Origin of the sequence: Pseudomonas koreensis, assembly GCF_012986595.1 — a bacterium.
In the GTDB taxonomy this organism is placed as follows: domain Bacteria; phylum Pseudomonadota; class Gammaproteobacteria; order Pseudomonadales; family Pseudomonadaceae; genus Aquipseudomonas; species Aquipseudomonas koreensis.
Window position 1 is genome coordinate 104,202 of the sequence record NZ_JAAQYM010000001.1, and the last position, 17,386, is coordinate 121,587.

Annotated in this window: 20 protein-coding genes; 2 read left to right on the forward strand and 18 right to left on the reverse strand. The window is 61.8% G+C overall.

Going from position 1 to position 17,386, the window contains the following annotated elements; all coding sequences use genetic code 11:
• Position 1: 1 nt before the first annotated feature.
• The 5 genes from ccmE to ccmA all read right to left on the reverse strand — a co-directional run bounded on the left by ccmE (position 2) and on the right by ccmA (position 2,761).
• The gene (gene ccmE / locus HBN98_RS00505; protein ID WP_064586605.1) at positions 2-457 is read right to left on the reverse strand and encodes a cytochrome c maturation protein CcmE; all 456 of its coding nucleotides are present in this window, start codon (positions 455-457) and stop codon (positions 2-4) included.
• On the reverse strand, positions 454-630 hold the full coding sequence (gene ccmD / locus HBN98_RS00510) for a heme exporter protein CcmD (RefSeq protein WP_003222944.1): 177 nt from the start codon (positions 628-630) through the stop codon (positions 454-456). The genes ccmE and ccmD overlap by 4 nt, the downstream gene beginning before the upstream one ends.
• Complete coding sequence (locus tag HBN98_RS00515) at positions 627-1,382, reverse strand: heme ABC transporter permease (protein WP_083366583.1); 756 nt, start codon at positions 1,380-1,382, stop codon at positions 627-629. Before HBN98_RS00515 ends, ccmD begins: the two co-directional genes overlap by 4 nt.
• Before the next feature lie 78 nt (positions 1,383-1,460).
• Positions 1,461-2,129 carry a heme exporter protein CcmB gene (gene ccmB, locus HBN98_RS00520; RefSeq protein WP_003222942.1) on the reverse strand — a complete coding sequence of 223 codons (669 nt, stop codon included), beginning with the start codon at positions 2,127-2,129 and terminating at the stop codon, positions 1,461-1,463.
• Positions 2,126-2,761 (reverse strand): cytochrome c biogenesis heme-transporting ATPase CcmA, encoded by a 636-nt coding sequence (gene ccmA, locus HBN98_RS00525; RefSeq protein ID WP_083366584.1) that lies wholly within the window; start codon positions 2,759-2,761, stop codon positions 2,126-2,128. Before ccmA ends, ccmB begins: the two co-directional genes overlap by 4 nt.
• A gap of 197 nt (positions 2,762-2,958) precedes the next feature.
• Here ccmA and fliK point away from each other — a divergent pair, with 197 nt between their 5' ends.
• Together fliK and HBN98_RS00535 are read left to right on the forward strand one after the other, a co-directional pair.
• Positions 2,959-4,539 carry a flagellar hook-length control protein FliK gene (gene fliK / locus HBN98_RS00530; RefSeq protein ID WP_083366585.1) on the forward strand — a complete coding sequence of 527 codons (1,581 nt, stop codon included), beginning with the start codon at positions 2,959-2,961 and terminating at the stop codon, positions 4,537-4,539.
• Complete coding sequence (locus tag HBN98_RS00535) at positions 4,536-4,865, forward strand: EscU/YscU/HrcU family type III secretion system export apparatus switch protein (protein WP_025111916.1); 330 nt, start codon at positions 4,536-4,538, stop codon at positions 4,863-4,865. Before fliK ends, HBN98_RS00535 begins: the two co-directional genes overlap by 4 nt.
• Positions 4,866-4,976: 111 nt before the next feature.
• On the opposite strand, the gene HBN98_RS00540 is transcribed toward HBN98_RS00535, so the two are convergent.
• The 13 genes from HBN98_RS00540 to flhF all read right to left on the reverse strand — a co-directional run bounded on the left by HBN98_RS00540 (position 4,977) and on the right by flhF (position 17,386).
• On the reverse strand, positions 4,977-5,372 hold the full coding sequence (locus tag HBN98_RS00540) for a DUF2802 domain-containing protein (protein ID WP_083366586.1): 396 nt from the start codon (positions 5,370-5,372) through the stop codon (positions 4,977-4,979).
• A complete protein-coding gene (locus HBN98_RS00545; protein ID WP_003222936.1) occupies positions 5,373-5,858 on the reverse strand; it encodes a chemotaxis protein CheW in 486 nt (161 codons plus the stop codon). It lies immediately after the preceding gene.
• Between the two features lie 90 nt (positions 5,859-5,948).
• Positions 5,949-6,899: a CheW domain-containing protein gene (locus HBN98_RS00550; protein ID WP_083366587.1), complete on the reverse strand. Its 951-nt coding sequence runs from the start codon at positions 6,897-6,899 to the stop codon at positions 5,949-5,951.
• 118 nt (positions 6,900-7,017) lie between these two features.
• Complete coding sequence (locus HBN98_RS00555) at positions 7,018-7,806, reverse strand: ParA family protein (RefSeq protein WP_064586598.1); 789 nt, start codon at positions 7,804-7,806, stop codon at positions 7,018-7,020.
• Positions 7,807-7,849: 43 nt separating this feature from the next.
• Positions 7,850-8,740, reverse strand: a complete 891-nt coding sequence (motD, locus tag HBN98_RS00560; RefSeq protein WP_064586597.1) for a flagellar motor protein MotD — start codon at positions 8,738-8,740, stop codon at positions 7,850-7,852.
• A gap of 12 nt (positions 8,741-8,752) precedes the next feature.
• Entirely contained in the window at positions 8,753-9,493 is a 741-nt protein-coding gene (locus tag HBN98_RS00565; RefSeq protein ID WP_003222929.1) for a flagellar motor protein, read from the reverse strand.
• Positions 9,493-10,635 carry a protein-glutamate methylesterase/protein-glutamine glutaminase gene (locus HBN98_RS00570; RefSeq protein ID WP_083366588.1) on the reverse strand — a complete coding sequence of 381 codons (1,143 nt, stop codon included), beginning with the start codon at positions 10,633-10,635 and terminating at the stop codon, positions 9,493-9,495. Before HBN98_RS00570 ends, HBN98_RS00565 begins: the two co-directional genes overlap by 1 nt.
• Before the next feature lie 49 nt (positions 10,636-10,684).
• Positions 10,685-12,964 (reverse strand): chemotaxis protein CheA, encoded by a 2,280-nt coding sequence (locus tag HBN98_RS00575; protein WP_083366589.1) that lies wholly within the window; start codon positions 12,962-12,964, stop codon positions 10,685-10,687.
• Positions 12,965-13,018: 54 nt separating this feature from the next.
• Complete coding sequence (locus tag HBN98_RS00580; protein WP_064586594.1) at positions 13,019-13,807, reverse strand: protein phosphatase CheZ; 789 nt, start codon at positions 13,805-13,807, stop codon at positions 13,019-13,021.
• 18 nt (positions 13,808-13,825) lie between these two features.
• Positions 13,826-14,197, reverse strand: a complete 372-nt coding sequence (locus HBN98_RS00585; protein WP_003183998.1) for a chemotaxis response regulator CheY — start codon at positions 14,195-14,197, stop codon at positions 13,826-13,828.
• Between the two features lie 167 nt (positions 14,198-14,364).
• Positions 14,365-15,105 carry an RNA polymerase sigma factor FliA gene (gene fliA, locus HBN98_RS00590; protein WP_007920004.1) on the reverse strand — a complete coding sequence of 247 codons (741 nt, stop codon included), beginning with the start codon at positions 15,103-15,105 and terminating at the stop codon, positions 14,365-14,367.
• Positions 15,102-15,932 (reverse strand): flagellar synthesis regulator FleN, encoded by an 831-nt coding sequence (gene fleN / locus HBN98_RS00595; protein ID WP_003222917.1) that lies wholly within the window; start codon positions 15,930-15,932, stop codon positions 15,102-15,104. Before fleN ends, fliA begins: the two co-directional genes overlap by 4 nt.
• 113 nt (positions 15,933-16,045) lie before the next feature.
• A complete protein-coding gene (gene flhF / locus HBN98_RS00600; protein ID WP_064586593.1) occupies positions 16,046-17,386 on the reverse strand; it encodes a flagellar biosynthesis GTPase FlhF in 1,341 nt (446 codons plus the stop codon).

Sequence of the window (17,386 nt, forward strand, 5' to 3'; positions counted from 1 at the left end):
ATCAACCCTCCTTCGCTGGGGTCGGCGCGGATTGACCACTGTCTTTCAAGGCCTTGGTCACTTCCGGCGGCATGTACTTCTCGTCGTGCTTGGCCAGCACTTCATCGGCCACCACCACGCCGTCAGCGTTGAGCTTGCCGAGGGCGACGATGCCCTGCCCTTCGCGGAACAGATCCGGAAGGATCCCGCGATAGGTGATGGTCACGGCTTTGTTGAAGTCGGTAACAACGAATTTGACGTCCAGCGAGTCTGGCGAACGTTGCAGTGAGCCCTTCTCGACCATGCCGCCGGCGCGAATGCGCGTGTCGTGTGGCGCTTCGCCGTTGGCGATCTGGGTCGGCGTGTAAAACAGGTTGATGTTTTCCTGCAGGGCGCTCAGGGCCAGGCCGACGGCAGCGCCGACCCCGACCAGAATGGCCAGAATGATGATCAGACGTTTTTTGCGCAGCGGATTCACTTGCCGTTCTCCCGGCGCAGACGACGCGCCTCTTGTTGCAGGTAACGCTTGCGGGCCGCGATCGGCGCCACCACGTTGAGGATCAGCACCGCCAGACAGATGCCGTAGGCCGACCAGACATACAGGCCATGATGGCCCATGGCGAGGAAGTCGCCGAATGAAGCAAAACTCATCGAGCGGCCTCCAGACTGTTCTGCACTTCTTCTTTGACCCAACTGGCGCGTGCTTCGCGCTTGAGCACTTCAAGGCGCATGCGCAGCAACAGCACGGCGCCGAAGAAGCAGTAGAAACCCAGCACCGTCAGCAACAACGGCAGCCACATTTCCGCAGGCATCGCCGGTTTCTCGGTGAGGGTAAAGGTCGCGCCCTGGTGCAGGGTGTTCCACCACTCCACCGAGTACTTGATGATCGGGATGTTGATCACCCCGACGATGGCCAGCACCGCGCAGGCCTTGGCGGCGCTGTCGCGGTTGCTGATGGCGTTGCCCAGCGCGATCACGCCGAAATACAGGAACAGCAGAATCAGCATCGACGTCAGGCGCGCGTCCCAGACCCACCACGAGCCCCAGGTCGGCTTGCCCCAGATCGCCCCGGTGACCAGCGCCACGGCGGTCATCCACGCACCGATCGGTGCCGCACATTGCAGGGCGACGTCGGCCAGTTTCATTTTCCACACCAGCCCGACCACGCCGCACACCGCCAGCATCACGTAGATCGACTGCGCGAGCATCGCCGCAGGCACATGGATGTAGATGATGCGGAAACTGTTGCCCTGCTGATAATCCGGCGGCGCGAAGGCCAGGCCCCAGACGACGCCGACGGTGATCAGCAGCAACGCTGCAATGCTCAGCCACGGCAGCAACTTGCTGCTGATGCCGTAGAACCACTTGGGCGAGCCGAGCTTGTGAAACCAGGTCCAGTTCATACTGTTTCCATCACGGGTGCCGCTCATCGGTGTGAGCAGTCTCAGGGTCTTTGCTGGTTAAATTTTAACCAGACCTCATTATTCGCCGACGCTGATCTTCAGGCCAGCAGCTATTGCAAACGGTGTCAGGGTGATCGCCAGGGCGGTCAGGCTACCCAGCCACAGCAGATACCCGGTCGCCGGCATGCCTTGCAAGGCGGCCTGCAAGGCGCCACTGCCCAGGATCAACACCGGGATGTACAACGGCAGAATCAGTAGCGCCAGCAACAGGCCGCCGCGCTTCAAACCCACCGTCAGCGCCGCGCCCACCGCACCGAGCAGGCTCAGCACCGGTGTACCCAGCAGTAACGACAACAGCAACACCGGCAGGCAGGCCACCGGCAAACCAAGCATCAACGCCAACAGGGGCGAGAGCAAAACCAGCGCCAGACCCGAGAACAGCCAGTGTGCCAGCACCTTGGCCAGCACCAGTAGTGGCAGCGGGTGCGGCGAAAGGACCCACTGTTCCAGGGAGCCGTCCTCGAAATCACTGCGGAACAGTCCGTCCAGCGAGAGCAGGACCGACAACAGCGCGGCCACCCAGACTAACCCCGGAGACAGGTTTTGCAAGACTTGAGTTTCCGGGCCGACGGCCAGCGGGAACAAAGCGATGACGATGGCGAAGAAAATCAGCGGATTGGCCAGTTCGGCCGGGCGCCGGAACAGCAGACGGGACTCACGGGCAACCAGCAGGCCGAACACACTCATACTGCCCAGTTCCCCAGATCGATATCGCGATAACCGGCCGGCATGCGGCTCAGCGTGTGGTGCGTGGTCAGGACCACCAGGCCGCCGCGTTCACAGTGTCCGGCCAGGTGTTCTTCCAGTTGTGCCACGCCCTGCTTGTCGAGCGCGGTGAACGGCTCGTCGAGAATCCACAAGGGCGGGCTGTCCAGATACAGCCGCGCCAGCGCCACGCGGCGTTGCTGCCCCGCAGACAGGGTGTGGCAGGGAACATCTTCGAAGCCGCGTAATCCTACGGCTGCCAATGCCTGCCAGATCGCCTCGCGTGCGGCCGGCCGATGCAGGGCGCAGAGCCACGACAGGTTCTCTTCGGGGGTCAGCAGGTCCTTGATTCCGGCGGCGTGGCCGATCCACAACAGGTTGCGCGCCAGTTCGCCGGGCTGCGCAGTCAAAGGCTGGCCGTTGAGCAGCACCTGACCGCTGGTCGGCTGCATCAGCCCGGACAGCAGGCGCAGCAGGCTGGTCTTGCCGCTGCCGTTGGGACCGCTGATCTGCACCATATCGCCACTGGCCAGTCTCAATTCGAGATTTTCGAAGAGCAGCCGCAGGTCTCGTTCACAGGCGAGGGCAACGGTTTGCAGGACAGGACTGGTCAAGGGATCACGGGCCTTATACGGTTCAAGTCGGCTCTGGCGCGGCCGTTAAAGAGATGCAGGATAAATGCAATGACGGTGCGAACCAGAGAGCTGGATCAAACAATTGCTATGTTTTCTGAACGAAGCGCAAGACGCGCGGCATTATACATGCCGTGCCTTACTCCCAAGCGTGCAATTTCCTCAGGTTGTGTCCGCGTATGACAGGCGAAATAAACATCCTCCCGCTCCCGCCCACCACCCCGGCGAACGCGCGTCCGCTGGCGATGAGCGGTGAGTTGCTCAAGCTGCTGACCCCGGTCGAAGGCTTGATCGGCGCCGGGCAAAGCGCCCAGGCCGAGGTGCTGTCGCTCAAGCAGGCGGACCAGACCTTTCAACTGTTGCTCAAGGTGACCGTCGACGGCGGCCGCCAGACCACCGTGCAAGCCAGCAGCAACCTGCCGCTGCCGACCGGGACCAACCTGGCCGTCACTCAGCCGTCGGCGGGCAATCTGGCGATCACCGTGCAACAGGCCATCGCCAGCAGCGTCGCCGCCCTCACCCGCATCGACACCGCGCAGTTGCCGGTCGGTACGCTGTTGCAAGGCAAGGTGCTGACCTCGCAGACGCTACCGCAAGTGCCGGGGCAGCCGACGGTGTACCGCTCGCTGGTGAGCCTGCTCAACACCGCGCAGAGCGGCGCCACGCTGGACATCGACAGCCCGACGCCCCTGCGCATCGGCACCCTGCTTTCGGCCTTGGTCGAGGATTCGCAGACGCTCAGGTTCGTGCCGCTGAGCAGCCGTCAGGATCAATTGGCGGTGAGCCAGCAACTGGTTGGCCAACAGAGCCGCCAGGGCTCGCTGGACGGTTTGCTCAACGCCTTGCAAAACCTGCCGAGCGACGACGATCAGACCTCGCAGGACCTGCGCGCCGCCGTCGTGCGCCTGCTCGCCAACCTGCCCGACGTGCAGCAGATGAGCACCGCCAAAGGTGTCGCCCTGGCCCTGGCCAACAGCGGCGCCTTCCTCGAAGCCAAGCTGCTGACCGGACAGAATCCGACGCTGGCCCCGGACATGAAAGCCGATCTGCTCAAGCTGATCGCGCAACTGTCGCCGGGTGTGCCGGGCAATTCCAGTTTCAATGCGATCATCGCCGCCAACACCTTGGCGCAGGCGTTGCCGAGTTTCGTGCGCAATGCCCTTGGCACACTCGGCCAGGTCAGCGCCAAACCGGTGCCGAGCAGTTTTCCGCTGCCTGACCGCTTGCTGCAAAGCCAGGACGGCGAAGGTGATCTGGAGCATCTGCTGCGCCTCGCGGCAGCGGCCGTGTCGCGCCTGCAAAGCCATCAATTGTCGAGCCTGGAACAGACCGGCGTCACCGACGATGGCCGGTTGATGAGCACCTGGCAACTGGAAATCCCCATGCGCAACCTGCAGGACATCGTGCCGCTGCAGGTCAAGTTCCAGCGCGAAGAAGCGCCGGAAAGAGAGCCGCAACCCAATGAACGCCGTGACGAGCGCGAGCCCAGACAACAACTGTGGCGCGTCGATCTGGCGTTCGATATGGAACCGTTGGGGCCGATGCAGATTCAGGCCCAGTTGATTGCCGGCAGCCTGTCGAGCCAGCTCTGGGCCGAACGCCCGTACACCGCCGACCTGATCGAAACCAACCTGTTTGCGCTGCGCCAGCGTCTGCTCGATCGTGGGCTGAACGTCGGCGATCTCGACTGCCACCTCGGCACGCCGCCGCAAGGCAACCAGACTCGTCTCGAACACCGCTGGGTGGATGAAACCGCATGAACGATTCCACTGCTCCACGCCAGGCCATCGCGCTCAAGTACGACGGCAACCACGCCCCGACCCTCACCGCCAAGGGCGACGAGGAACTGGCCGAAGAAATCCTGCGGATCGCCCGCGATTGTGAAGTGCCGATCTACGAGAACGCCGAATTGGTGCGATTGTTGGCAAGGATGGAATTGGGCGACAGCATTCCCGAAGAGCTGTACCGCACGATTGCCGAGATCATCGCGTTTGCGTGGAATCTGAAGGGGAAATTCCCCGAGGGGCATGATCCGCAGGCGCCGATGGTCGAGAAGGACGTCACCGAGCGCGGGGATGATTATTAAGCCTTAAAAGCAAAAGATCGCAGCCTTCGGCAGCTCCTACATGAGATCTCTGTAGGAGCTGCCGAAGGCTGCGATCTTTTGATCTTGCTTACCGCTAAAAGCTCGAAGCTACTAGCTGTTTTTGTGCAGTTTGCGCATCAACTCCGCCTCAGCCTGGGTCAACCCGCAGGACTGAGTCAGCTCATCGACGCTCGCGCCCATCCCCACCAGCTTCGCCGCCTGGGCGAATGACAGGCTCGATGGATCGCGCTGTTCCAGCGCAACAATCTTGTCCGGCAACGGACCGACTACCGAGCGCAGCTCGTGCAGGGCTTCGCCCATGCGCACGTTGCCGTTCTGATAGTCGTCGACGCGCTTGGCCAGATCCTTGATGCGCTGGTCACGCAGCGCATCGCCCTGAGCCTGTTGCGCCGCGATCAACCGCTGCGCCTTGATGTACGCCAGAAACATTGCCAGCGTGCCTGCCCAGAAGAGGAACAGGACAATGACCGCCACCTCGAGAATCAATCAGATGCTCTCCAGTTCCGACCATTCTTCTTCACTCATCATCTTGTCCAGCTCGACCAGGATCAGCAACTCGTTGTTCTTGTTGCACACGCCCTGGATGAACTTGGCCGACTCTTCGTTACCGACGTTTGGCGCGGTCTCGATTTCCGACTGACGCAGGTAAACCACTTCAGCCACGCTGTCGACCATGATGCCAACGACTTGTTTGTCGGCTTCGATGATGACGATACGGGTGTTGTCGCTGATCTCGCCGCTGTTCAGGCCGAAGCGCTGACGGGTGTCGATCACGGTGACCACGTTACCGCGCAGGTTGATGATGCCCAGCACGTAGCTTGGCGCACCCGGCACCGGAGCGATCTCGGTGTAGCGCAGCACTTCCTGAACGCGCATCACGTTGATGCCGTAGGTTTCGTTGTCCAGCTTGAAGGTCACCCATTGCAGGATCGGATCTTCAGAACCTTTTGCATTCGTCGCCTGACTACTCATACCCTGACCCCTCGAAAAAACCGCACTGGGCGGTGTGTGTTCTGTGTGGAGGCATTGAAAAATGCCATCGCCTGATTGTTATGTCGGCTGCTATGTCGATTTATGTAGCGGCTTGTGGCCGCCCAAGTGCTTTGCGCCGCCACTGGCGATCAACTCGGCCAGCGCGGATACATCAAGCAATGCACACATGTGCTCAATCACCGTGCCGGCGAGCCATGGCCGCTGACCCCGGTGACTTCTCCATTTGATTTCATTCGGGTCCAGGCGCAACGAACGGCTGACCTGATGCACGGCCAGACCCCATTCGTAACCTTGTACCGAAATCACGTACTGCAGGCCCTGACGGAAGTCATCGCGATAGCGATCCGGCATGACCCAACGCGCCGTGTCCAACACTTTCAGATTGCCGGCCTGGCTCGGCAGAATCCCGAGGAACCATTCCGGCTGACCGAACAGCGGCGTCAGCTCGTGCCCGGCCAGTGAATAAATCGAACCGAGGCACACCAGCGGCACCGCCAGGGTCAACCCGGCGACATCGAACAACAGGCATTCGAAGGCCTCGGAGGCCCACGCTGGACGCCCCTCGGTCTCTACCGGTGGCGGCGTGTTGTTCGGTGGCAGATGGACTTCCACCAGCGGCGGCACCAGCGCCTGCTCGACGGGTGCGGGTGCAACCGGTGTCGGTTCAACCACCACCGGTTCCGGCGCGGTTTTCAGCAACTGGGTTTGCAGCAGCGGTGCCAGTGTCGAAACCGGCGCACGCAGCGGCTCGGCCTCTTCAATCAATGCGACGGGTGCCTTGGCCGCCGGCGCGGCGGCAGGCGCGGCAAGCGGAGCGGCAGGTTTGACGGCTTTTTGCGCATCACGCGCCTGCTCTTCCAGTACCGCGGCCTGGAACTCGTCCAGCGCCTCGGAGCTTTCGATCACTTCGACTGGCGCCTCGACTGGCGGCAACTCGTCAGGAATCTCCTGCAGCAAGCTGTCCAGATAGGACTGCAGCGCCAGTTGCGGCTTCGACGTCAACTTCAGCGGCCGATTCATACGCACCCCCCTGTAGGAGCTGCGGAACGCTGCGATCTTTTGATCTTTTCAGAAGCACCACAAAGCAAGATCAAAAGATCGCAGCCTGCGGCAGCTCCTACACGAAGAGAGATCATGCTCAAGCCACCTGCGGAACAAGTTGTTGTGCCAACAGATGCTTGAGCAGCGCGCGGTAAGCCAGCACGCCCCGGCTCTTGCCGTCGAATTGCGAAGGCGTGACACCGGCCCGGCTCGCGTCGCGCATACGGGTATCAACCGGGATGTAGCCCTGCCAGATTTCCTCGGGGAATTTGTCCCGCAATACGCGCAAGGTGCCCAGCGACGCCTGGGTACGGCGGTCGAACAGGGTCGGCACGATGCTGAACGGCAGCGCCTGTTTACGCGAGCGGTTGATCATCGCCAAGGTGTTGACCATGCGTTCCAGGCCTTTGACGGCCAGGTGTTCGGTCTGCACCGGGATCACCAGTTGCTGGCTCGCGGCCAGGGCGTTGACCATCAGCACGCCGAGCAGCGGCGGGCTGTCGATGATCGCGTAATCGAAGTCCTGCCACAGCTGCGCCAGACTCTTGGCGATCACCAAGCCGAGGCCACTTTGCCCCGGCGACTGGCGCTCGAGGGTCGCGAGTGCGGTGCTCGACGGCAGCAGCGAAATGCGTTCGTCGCTGGTCGACAGCAGCAACTGCCCGGGCAAGCCTTGCGGCACGCTGCCCTTGTGCAGAAACAGGTCGTAGTTGCTGTGTTCCAGGCTGTCGGGGTCGTAGCCGAAATAGCTGGTCATCGAGCCGTGCGGGTCGAGATCGACCACAACCACGCGCTTGCCCGCCTCCGCCAGCAATCCGGCTAAAGCGATGGAAGATGTGGTTTTACCGACACCACCCTTTTGATTGGCGACTGCCCAGACTCTCATTCAGTTCGTTCCTCCCGGCCGAGATGCTCGACCGAGACATAGCTCAGCGTATTAATGCGGGTGACGGAGAATTGACGGCACTCTCGCGTCCCGGCGTCTTGACCGGGGTCGGTGCAGTTTGTGTGCCAGCGCGCTTCAACGCCGCGTCCGGTTGTGCATTCGCGGTTCCGGTACCGGTCAGACTGCGGCGCACATCGAGATTGCGCGACACCACCAGCACCACCCGACGGTTTTTCGCGCGGCCCTCGGCCGTGGCGTTGTTGGCCACTGGCTGGAACTCGCCGTAGCCTACCGAGGCCAGACGGCCAGGGTTCACCCCCTGCATCGCCAGCATCCGCACGATGCTGGCCGAACGCGCCGAGGACAGCTCCCAGTTGGTCGGGTACTGCGCGGTGCGAATCGGCTGATCGTCGGTAAAGCCTTCGACGTGGATCGGGTTGTCGAACGGTTTGAGGATCGCCGCCACCTTGTCGATGATGTTGAAGGCGATGTCGCTCGGCATGGCGTCGCCGCTGCCGAACAACAGGCTGGAATTGAGTTCGATCTCGACCCACAACTCGTTGCCGCGCACGGTCATCTGGTTAGAGGCGATCAGGTCGCCAAACGCGGCGCTGATGTCATCGGCGATGCTTTTCAACGGATCGCTGGCCCCGGCGATACCGGCGTCGACCTGCTCGGCGTCCTTGACCAGCGGCTTGGCCGGGGTCACGGTCTTCGGTCGTTCGTCACCAATCGGGATCGGCTTGAGCGAGCGGTCGGAGTCGGTGAAAACCCCGATCAGCGCTTCGGAAATGACCTTGTATTTGCCTTCGTTGATCGACGAGATCGAGTACATCACCACGAAGAACGCGAACAGCAGCGTGATGAAATCCGCGTAGGACACGAGCCAGCGCTCGTGGTTGACGTGTTCTTCCTGATGCCTGCGACGGGCCATGAGGTTATTCCCTTAATCCATGAAGCCTTGCAGCTTCAACTCAATGGAGCGAGGGTTTTCACCTTCGGCGATCGACAAGATCCCTTCCAACAACATTTCGCGATAACGCGACTGCCGCAACGCGATTGACTTGAGCTTGGCCGCCACCGGCAGCAACACCAGGTTGGCACTGGCAACACCGTAGATGGTGGCGACGAAGGCCACGGCGATGCCGCTGCCCAGTTGGGTCGGATCGGCGAGGTTGCCCATCACGTGAATCAGGCCCATCACCGCACCGATGATGCCGATGGTCGGCGCGTAGCCGCCCATGCTTTCAAAGACTTTGGCGGCTTCGATGTCGCGGGCTTCCTGGGTGTAGAAATCCACTTCGAGGATGCTGCGGATCGCTTCCGGCTCGGCGCCATCGACCAGCAGTTGCAGGCCCTTGCGCGAGTAGTTGTCCGGTTCGGCATCGGCTACGCCTTCCAGCCCGAGCAGGCCTTCCTTGCGTGCGGTGAGGCTCCAGTTGACCACGCGGTCGATACCGCCGGCCAGGTCCACCCGCGGCGGAAACAGGATCCAGGCGAGGATCTGCATGGCGCGCTTGAAGGCGCTCATCGGCGATTGCAGCAGCGCGGCACCGATGGTGCCACCGAGGACGATCAGCGCCGCCGGGCCGTTGGCCAGCGCGCCGAGGTGACCGCCTTCAAGGTAATTGCCGCCGATGATGGCGACGAACGCCATGATGATCCCGATAAGGCTTAGAACATCCATCAGATACACGCCTCGACGATGTGCTTGCCGATGTCGTCCAGGCCGTACACCGCGTCAGCCAGATCGGCTTTGACGATGGCCATCGGCATCCCGTAGATGACGCAGCTGGCTTCGTCCTGCGCCCACACCGAGCTGCCGCCCTGCTTGAGCAGACGCGCGCCTTCGCGGCCGTCGGCGCCCATGCCGGTCAACACCACCGCCAGAACTTTGTCACCGTAGGACTTGGCGGCGGAACCGAAGGTGATGTCCACGCACGGTTTGTAATTCAGACGCTCGTCGCCCGGGAGGATTTTCACCGCGCCACGGCCGTCGATCATCATCTGCTTGCCACCCGGCGCCAGCAGCGCCAGGCCCGGACGCAGGATGTCGCCATCCTCGGCTTCCTTGACGCTGATGCGGCACAGCTTGTCCAGACGCTCGGCAAACGCTTTGGTGAACGCCGCCGGCATGTGCTGGATCAGCACGATCGGTGCCGGGAAGTTCGCCGGCAACTGGGTCAGCACCCGTTGCAGGGCAACCGGGCCGCCGGTCGAGGTGCCGATGGCGACCAGTTTGTAGGCTTTGCGTTTCGGTGCCGGCGACGAAGCGCTGGCCGCCGGGGCGCGGCTGGCAACAGGTGCAGGCGCAGGCGCCGGACGTGTCGGAGCGCTGCTGCCGTGGCTGCTGAAGCTCGATGCCGCCGGAGCCGGCGCAGGCGTCGGTGCAGCGGCCGGAGCCGGCGCACTGTAAGCACTGAAACGACGATTACTGCGCGAGATGCTGTGAACCTTCTCGCACAGCAGTTGCTTGACCTTCTCGGGGTTACGCGAGATGTCTTCGAAATTCTTCGGCAGGAAATCCACCGCGCCAGCGTCCAGCGCATCCAGGGTCACCCGGGCGCCTTCATGCGTCAGCGAGGAGAACATCAACACCGGGGTCGGGCAGCGCTGCATGATGTGCCGCACCGCCGTGATGCCATCCATCATCGGCATCTCGTAGTCCATGGTGATCACGTCCGGCTTGAGGGCCAGGGCCTGATCGATCGCCTCTTTACCGTTGGTGGCCGTGCCGACCACCTGGATGCTCGGATCCGCTGAAAGAATTTCCGAGACGCGGCGGCGGAAAAAACCCGAATCGTCCACCACCAGGACTTTGACTGCCATAAACACTCCATTAGGTGCAGCGGGACGTTGTCGCCCCGCCGCCCCGGATTCAAATACGCCGTGCGGCGTAACGCTTGAGCATGCTTGGAACATCGAGGATCAGAGCGATGCGGCCGTCACCGGTGATGGTGGCGCCGGACATGCCCGGAGTGCCCTGCAGCATTTTGCCCAATGGCTTGATGACCACTTCTTCCTGGCCGACCAGTTGATCGACAACGAAGCCGATCCGCTGGGTGCCCACCGAAAGGATCACCACGTGGCCTTCGCGCTGCTCTTCGTGAGCGGCGGAGCTGACCAGCCAGCGCTTGAGGTAGAACAATGGCAGCGCCTTGTCCCGCACGATCACCACTTCCTGGCCATCCACCACGTTGGTGGTCGACAGGTCGAGGTGGAAGATTTCGTTGACGTTGACCAACGGGAACGCAAACGCCTGATTGCCGAGCATCACCATCAGGGTCGGCATGATCGCGAGCGTCAGCGGCACCTTGATGACGATCTTCGAGCCCTGGCCCTTGGTCGAGTAGATGTTGATCGAACCGTTGAGCTGGGAAATCTTGGTCTTCACCACGTCCATGCCGACACCGCGGCCGGACACGTCGGAGATCTCGGTCTTGGTCGAGAAACCCGGGGCGAAAATCAGGTTGTAGCACTCGGTATCGCTCAGGCGATCGGCCGCATCCTTGTCCATCACACCGCGTTTTACCGCGATCGAACGCAGGACGTTCGGGTCCATGCCCTTGCCGTCGTCGGAGATCGACAACAGGATGTGGTCGCCTTCCTGCTCGGCCGCCAGCACCACACGACCGCCACGGGCCTTGCCCGACGCTTCGCGTTCTTCCGGCGACTCGATGCCGTGGTCGACGGCGTTGCGCACCAAGTGGACCAGCGGGTCGGCCAGGGCCTCGACAAGGTTCTTGTCGAGGTCGGTTTCTTCACCCACCAGTTCCAGGTTGATCTCTTTCTTGAGCTGACGCGCCAGGTCGCGAACCAGACGCGGGAAGCGCCCGAAGACCTTCTTGATCGGCTGCATCCGGGTCTTCATCACCGCGGTCTGCAAGTCAGCCGTGACCACGTCGAGGTTCGACACGGCCTTGGACATGGCTTCGTCGCCGCTGTTGAGACCCAGGCGCACCAGACGGTTACGCACCAGTACCAGCTCGCCGACCATGTTCATGATTTCGTCGAGACGCGCGGTGTCGACCCGCACGGTGGTCTCGGCTTCGCTCGCCGGTTTTTCCGGTGGCGGAGTTGCCGCAGCACGGGCCGGTGCCGGTGCCGCAGCGGCAGCCGGTTTTGGCGTTTCAGCTTTTGGCTCAGGCTTGGGCGCAGCTTTCGGCGCGGCGGCCGGAGCGGCAGCCGCCTTGGCAGCTGGCGCAGCGACTGTCGATGCGGAGCCGGCCGTCGCCGCGCCTGCATCGAACTTGCCTTTGCCGTGCAATTCGTCGAGCAGCGATTCGAATTCGTGATCGCTGATCAAATCACTGCCGGCAGCCGCCGCTGCCGGAGCGGCTGGCGCAACCGGTGCCGAGGCGATCGCCGACTCCAGCGCTTCAACGGCAAAGTTGCCCTTGCCGTGCAACTGGTCGAGCAGCGCTTCGAATTCGTCGTCGGTGATGTCCGAGCTGTCGCCTGCAGCAGGCGCCGCCGCCGCAGCGGCTGTCGGTGCGACAGCGTCCGGCGCGAACTGGCCTTTGCCGTGCAACTGATCGAGCAACGACTCGAATTCAGCGTCGGTGATTTCGTCGCTGGCGGCCGCATCGGCAGCCGGCGCAGGTGCAGCAGCAGCCGGGGCTTCGGCTTCGGCCTTGGCGGCGTTCAGCGAATCCAGCAACTGTTCAAATTCGTTATCGGTGATGTCGCCCGAATCGCCGGCATCGCTTTCGACGACCAGTTCTTCGATCATCTCGGCCACCGGCGAAGCCGGGGCTTCATCGGCCGATTGCGGCTCGGCCAGACGCGCAAGCGCGGCCAGCAGTTCCGGAGTCGCTGCCGTGATCGGGGCACGTTCACGGACTTCGCTGAACATGCCGTTCACCGCGTCCAGTGCTTCAAGCACCACGTCCATCAGTTCTGCATCAACGCGACGCTCACCCTTGCGCAGGATGTCGAACACGTTTTCGGCGATGTGACAGCACTCCACCAGCTCGTTGAGCTGAAGGAAGCCGGCGCCCCCTTTTACAGTGTGGAAACCGCGAAAAATTGCGTTGAGCAGATCTGCGTCATCCGGGCGGCTTTCCAGCTCGACCAGTTGTTCGGACAGTTGCTCAAGAATCTCGCCGGCCTCAACCAGGAAATCCTGAAGGATCTCTTCATCGGCGCCGAAGCTCATTAATGGGGTGCTCCTACAGGTCTAAAAACCCAAAAAACCTAAAATTCCAAAACTCTAGAATCCGAGGCTGGATAACAAATCGTCCACATCGTCCTGACCGGACACAACGTCTTCTCGTTTATCGGCATGAATCTGCGGACCTTCACCCTGCGAGAGATGTTTTTGTGGATCTTTTTCTGCAAGCATCGCGGCGCGGTCATGTTCGATGCCCGCAAAGCGGTCGACCTGACTGGCCATGAGCACGAGTTTGAGCAAATTGCTTTCGACTTCGGTGACCAGTTGGGTCACACGCTTGATCACCTGACCGGTCAGGTCCTGGTAATCCTGGGCCAGCAGGATGTCGTTGAGGTTGCTCGACACCGCACGGTTGTCCGTGCTGCTGCGCGACAGAAAACCGTCGACCCGGCGCGCCAGTTCGCGGAACTCTTCAGCCCCGACCTCACGGCGCATGAAGCGGCCCCAATCGGTGCTCAGGGCCTGGGCTTCTTCAGCCAGGCCATTGACCACCGGAGTAGCGCTTTCCACCAGATCCATGGTGCGGTTGGCCGCGGCTTCGGTCAGCTTGACCACATAGCCCAGGCGTTCGGTGGCGTCGGTGATTTGCGACACTTCCTCGGCCTGCGGCATGTGCGGATCGATCTGGAAGTTGACGATCGCACTGTGCAGTTCGCGTGTGAGCTTGCCCACTTCCTGATACAGGCCGCGGTCACGGGTCTGATTGAGCTCATGGATCAGTTGCACAGCGTCGCCGAACCTGCCTTTTTCAAGGCTCTCGACCAGTTCGACCGCGTGTTTTTTCAGGGTCGATTCGAAATCGCCCTGTGAAGATTCTTTATGCTCCATAGCTCCCCCGCGCGTTCATCAGCCGATGCGTTCGAAAATCTTCTCGATTTTTTCTTTCAGCGCCTGAGCCGTGAAAGGTTTGACCACGTAGCCGTTTACACCGGCCTGGGCCGCTTCGATGATCTGCTCGCGCTTGGCTTCTGCCGTCACCATCAGCACCGGCAGGTGCTTGAGTTTTTCATCGGCACGCACGTGGCGCAGCAGGTCGATACCGGTCATGCCCGGCATGTTCCAGTCCGTTACCAGAAAGTCGATGCTTCCGCTGTTGAGCACCGGAATGGCAGTGGTGCCATCGTCGGCCTCGACGGTGTTGGTGAACCCCAGATCACGCAGCAGGTTCTTGATGATCCGCCGCATCGTTGAGAAGTCATCAACGATGAGGATTTTCATGTTCTTGTCCAATTCGACCTCCAAGCAGTCTTAAACGCGCCCAGCACCTGGACGCGCCATTTCAATCAATCCGGCAAAGCACTCGATGACTGTCTGGAGCACAACAGAGCAAGACCGGTGCCGTTCATCACCGCACCAGCCTCGTTCGCAGTGTCCCCACACTGCCTTCAGCGCGCTCGCCACTCCCCCAAACGCCCCCGCAAGCGGGCCGCGCACTGGCTGTGTAACTGGCTGACCCGCGATTCACTGACGCCAAGGACTTCACCGATTTCCTTGAGGTTCAGCTCTTCGTCGTAGTACAGCGCCAACACCAGTCGCTCACGCTCCGGCAAATTGGCAATCGCGTCCGCCAGCGCTGCCTGGAAGCGTTCATCTTCCAGATCGCGTGACGGCTCAAGATGAGCACTGGCGCCATCCTCGTGCAGCCCTTCGTGTTCGCCGTCCTGCAACAGGTCGTCGAAACTGAACAGCCGGCTGCCCAGCGTGTCATTCAAAATCCCGTAGTAATCGTCGAGACTCAATTGGAGTTCGGCCGCAACTTCGTGATCTTTAGCATCACGGCCGGTTTTAGCTTCAATTGAGCGAATTGCGTCGCTGACCATACGGGTGTTGCGGTGAACCGAGCGTGGTGCCCAATCCCCTTTGCGCACTTCGTCGAGCATCGCGCCGCGGATTCGAATGCCCGCGTACGTTTCGAAACTGGCGCCCTTGCTGGCGTCATATTTGGTCGAGACTTCAAGCAGACCGATCATCCCGGCCTGAATCAGATCCTCGACCTGCACACTCGCCGGCAAGCGCGCCAGCAAGTGATAGGCAATGCGCTTGACCAGTGGCGCGTAACGCTCGATCAACTCGTACTGCGCGTCACGTGCCGACTTCTTGTAGTAGTTCATACCGCTCGCGGTCATAACACAGGCCCTGCTGTTTGCTGCACGAGGCGCTCGACGAAAAACTCCAGGTGACCGCGCGGGTTGGCAGGCAGCGGCCAGGTATCGACCTTCTGCGCGATAGCCTTGAACGCCAGCGCGCACTTGGAACGCGGGAAGGCTTCATAGACCGCTCGCTGCTTCTGCACTGCCTTGCGCACGCTTTCGTCGTACGGCACCGCGCCGACGTATTGTAAGGCGACGTCGAGGAAACGATCCGTGACCTTGGTCAACTTGGCGAACAGGTTGCGCCCTTCCTGCGGGCTCTGCGCCATGTTGGCGAGGACGCGGAAGCGGTTCATGCCGTAGTCGCGGTTGAGCAGTTTGATCAGCGCGTAGGCGTCGGTGATCGAGGTCGGCTCGTCGCAGACCACCAGCAACACTTCCTGCGCTGCGCGAACGAAACTGACTACCGAGTCACCAATACCCGCAGCGGTGTCGATCACCAGCACATCGAGGTTGTCGCCGATGTCGCTGAAGGCCTGAATCAGACCGGCGTGTTGCGCCGGGCTCAGATGAACCATGCTTTGCGTGCCGGACGCGGCCGGCACGATGCGGATCCCGCCGGGACCCTGCAACAGCACGTCGCGCAGCTCGCAGCGGCCTTCGATCACGTCGGCCAGTGTACGTTTGGGGGTCAGTCCCAGCAGAACGTCAACGTTCGCCAGCCCCAGGTCGGCGTCCAGCAGCATGACCCGACGGCCAAGCTCTGCCAGCGCCAGAGACAAGTTCACTGACACGTTAGTCTTGCCGACGCCACCTTTGCCGCCGGTCACCGCGATCACCTGTACGGGATGCATGCTGCCCATGTTATTTCTTTACCTTGTCTTGCATAGACGGAGGCCACATTACTGGCTGCGCGTTCTCAACCGGAACAATGCATGGCAGACCATCGATGTAGGTACAAAAACTGTTCATTACCTCAGCCAACCTGCTTGGTCGGGCTGTGGTAGATATCAGCGAACATGTCAGCCATGGCTTCTTCGCTGGGTTCTTCCTGCATTTGCACGCTGACGGCGCGGCTGACCAGTTGATGACGCCGCGGCAGATGCAGATCATCCGGAATCCGTGGGCCATCGGTCAGGTACGCGACCGGCAATTCATGACTGATCGCCAGGCTCAACACTTCGCCAAGGCTGGCCGTCTCATCCAGTTTAGTCAGGATGCAGCCGGCAAGCCCGCAACGCTTATAACTGTGATAAGCGGCGGTTAGAACCTGTTTCTGGCTGGTGGTTGCCAAAACCAGATAATTTTTTGAACGGATGCCACGCCCGGCCAGGCTTTCCAGCTGCATGCGCAGTGCCGGATCGCTGGCCTGCAGGCCGGCGGTATCGATCAGCACCACGCGCTTGCGCAGCAACGGATCCAGCGCCTGCACCAGCGACTGGCCCGGATCAACGTGGGTCACCGGCACATTGAGAATCCGCCCCAGAGTCTTGAGTTGTTCCTGCGCGCCGATGCGGAAGCTGTCCATACTGACCAGCGCGACATTCTGCGCGCCGTACTTGAGCACATAGCGCGCGGCGAGCTTGGCCAGGGTGGTGGTCTTGCCCATGCCGGCCGGGCCGACCATGGCAATGATACCGCCCTCTTCCAGCGGCTCGACTTCCGGCACGGAAATCATCCGCGCCAGGTGCGCGAGCAGCATGCGCCAGGCCTGACGTGGTTCTTCGATGTCAGTGATCATCGCCAGCAGATCGCGCGACAGGGGGCCGGACAGGCCGATACGTTGCAGACGGCGATACAGGTTGGCTTGCGCCGGGCGACTGCCCTGCAGCTGATTCCAGGCCAGGGTGCCGAGCTGCACTTCCATCAGCTCGCGCAGGCTGTTGAGTTCGAAACGCATCGAATCCAGTGCACGCGGATCGACACCGCCGGACGCCTGTGCAGGTGCCGGGGCCGGACGCGCCGGGGCGGCGTAAGTCGGTTCGCTCAGCGGCTCGGCAGCGGTCAGCGGCAGGCCGGCCGTCAACGGCAGCCCGGCGAAGATCTGGCGATTGCTATTGCCATCGGCTTCGCCACGCAGGCTCAGCTCGGCCTGGGCGGTGACGATGCGCGACTGGGTCTTGCGCAGCTCGTCTTCGAGTTCCATGTTCGGCACCCGTGGCGCCAGCGCCGACAATTTGTAATCCAGTGCCGCCGTCAACTCGACACCGCCGGCAATGCGGCGGTTGCCAATGATGGCGGCATCAGCGCCCAGCTCATCACGAACCAGCTTCATGGCCTGACGCATATCGGCGGCAAAGAAACGCTTAACTTGCAT

Coding starts and splice junctions, on each gene's coding strand:
- HBN98_RS00565 (WP_003222929.1), bottom strand. CDS start 9,493: ATGGATGTTCTAAGCCTTATCGGGATCATCATGGCGTTCGTCGCCATC.
- HBN98_RS00585 (WP_003183998.1), bottom strand. CDS start 14,197: ATGAAAATCCTCATCGTTGATGACTTCTCAACGATGCGGCGGATCATC.
- HBN98_RS00515 (WP_083366583.1), bottom strand. CDS start 1,382: ATGAACTGGACCTGGTTTCACAAGCTCGGCTCGCCCAAGTGGTTCTAC.
- HBN98_RS00535 (WP_025111916.1), top strand. CDS start 4,536: ATGAACGATTCCACTGCTCCACGCCAGGCCATCGCGCTCAAGTACGAC.
- ccmB (WP_003222942.1), bottom strand. CDS start 2,129: ATGAGTGTGTTCGGCCTGCTGGTTGCCCGTGAGTCCCGTCTGCTGTTC.
- flhF (WP_064586593.1), bottom strand. CDS start 17,386: ATGCAAGTTAAGCGTTTCTTTGCCGCCGATATGCGTCAGGCCATGAAG.
- HBN98_RS00570 (WP_083366588.1), bottom strand. CDS start 10,635: ATGGCAGTCAAAGTCCTGGTGGTGGACGATTCGGGTTTTTTCCGCCGC.
- HBN98_RS00555 (WP_064586598.1), bottom strand. CDS start 7,806: ATGAGAGTCTGGGCAGTCGCCAATCAAAAGGGTGGTGTCGGTAAAACC.
- fliA (WP_007920004.1), bottom strand. CDS start 15,105: ATGACCGCGAGCGGTATGAACTACTACAAGAAGTCGGCACGTGACGCG.
- ccmD (WP_003222944.1), bottom strand. CDS start 630: ATGAGTTTTGCTTCATTCGGCGACTTCCTCGCCATGGGCCATCATGGC.
- HBN98_RS00545 (WP_003222936.1), bottom strand. CDS start 5,858: ATGAGTAGTCAGGCGACGAATGCAAAAGGTTCTGAAGATCCGATCCTG.
- HBN98_RS00550 (WP_083366587.1), bottom strand. CDS start 6,899: ATGAATCGGCCGCTGAAGTTGACGTCGAAGCCGCAACTGGCGCTGCAG.
- fleN (WP_003222917.1), bottom strand. CDS start 15,932: ATGGGCAGCATGCATCCCGTACAGGTGATCGCGGTGACCGGCGGCAAA.
- motD (WP_064586597.1), bottom strand. CDS start 8,740: ATGGCCCGTCGCAGGCATCAGGAAGAACACGTCAACCACGAGCGCTGG.
- HBN98_RS00575 (WP_083366589.1), bottom strand. CDS start 12,964: ATGAGCTTCGGCGCCGATGAAGAGATCCTTCAGGATTTCCTGGTTGAG.
- HBN98_RS00580 (WP_064586594.1), bottom strand. CDS start 13,807: ATGGAGCATAAAGAATCTTCACAGGGCGATTTCGAATCGACCCTGAAA.
- fliK (WP_083366585.1), top strand. CDS start 2,959: ATGACAGGCGAAATAAACATCCTCCCGCTCCCGCCCACCACCCCGGCG.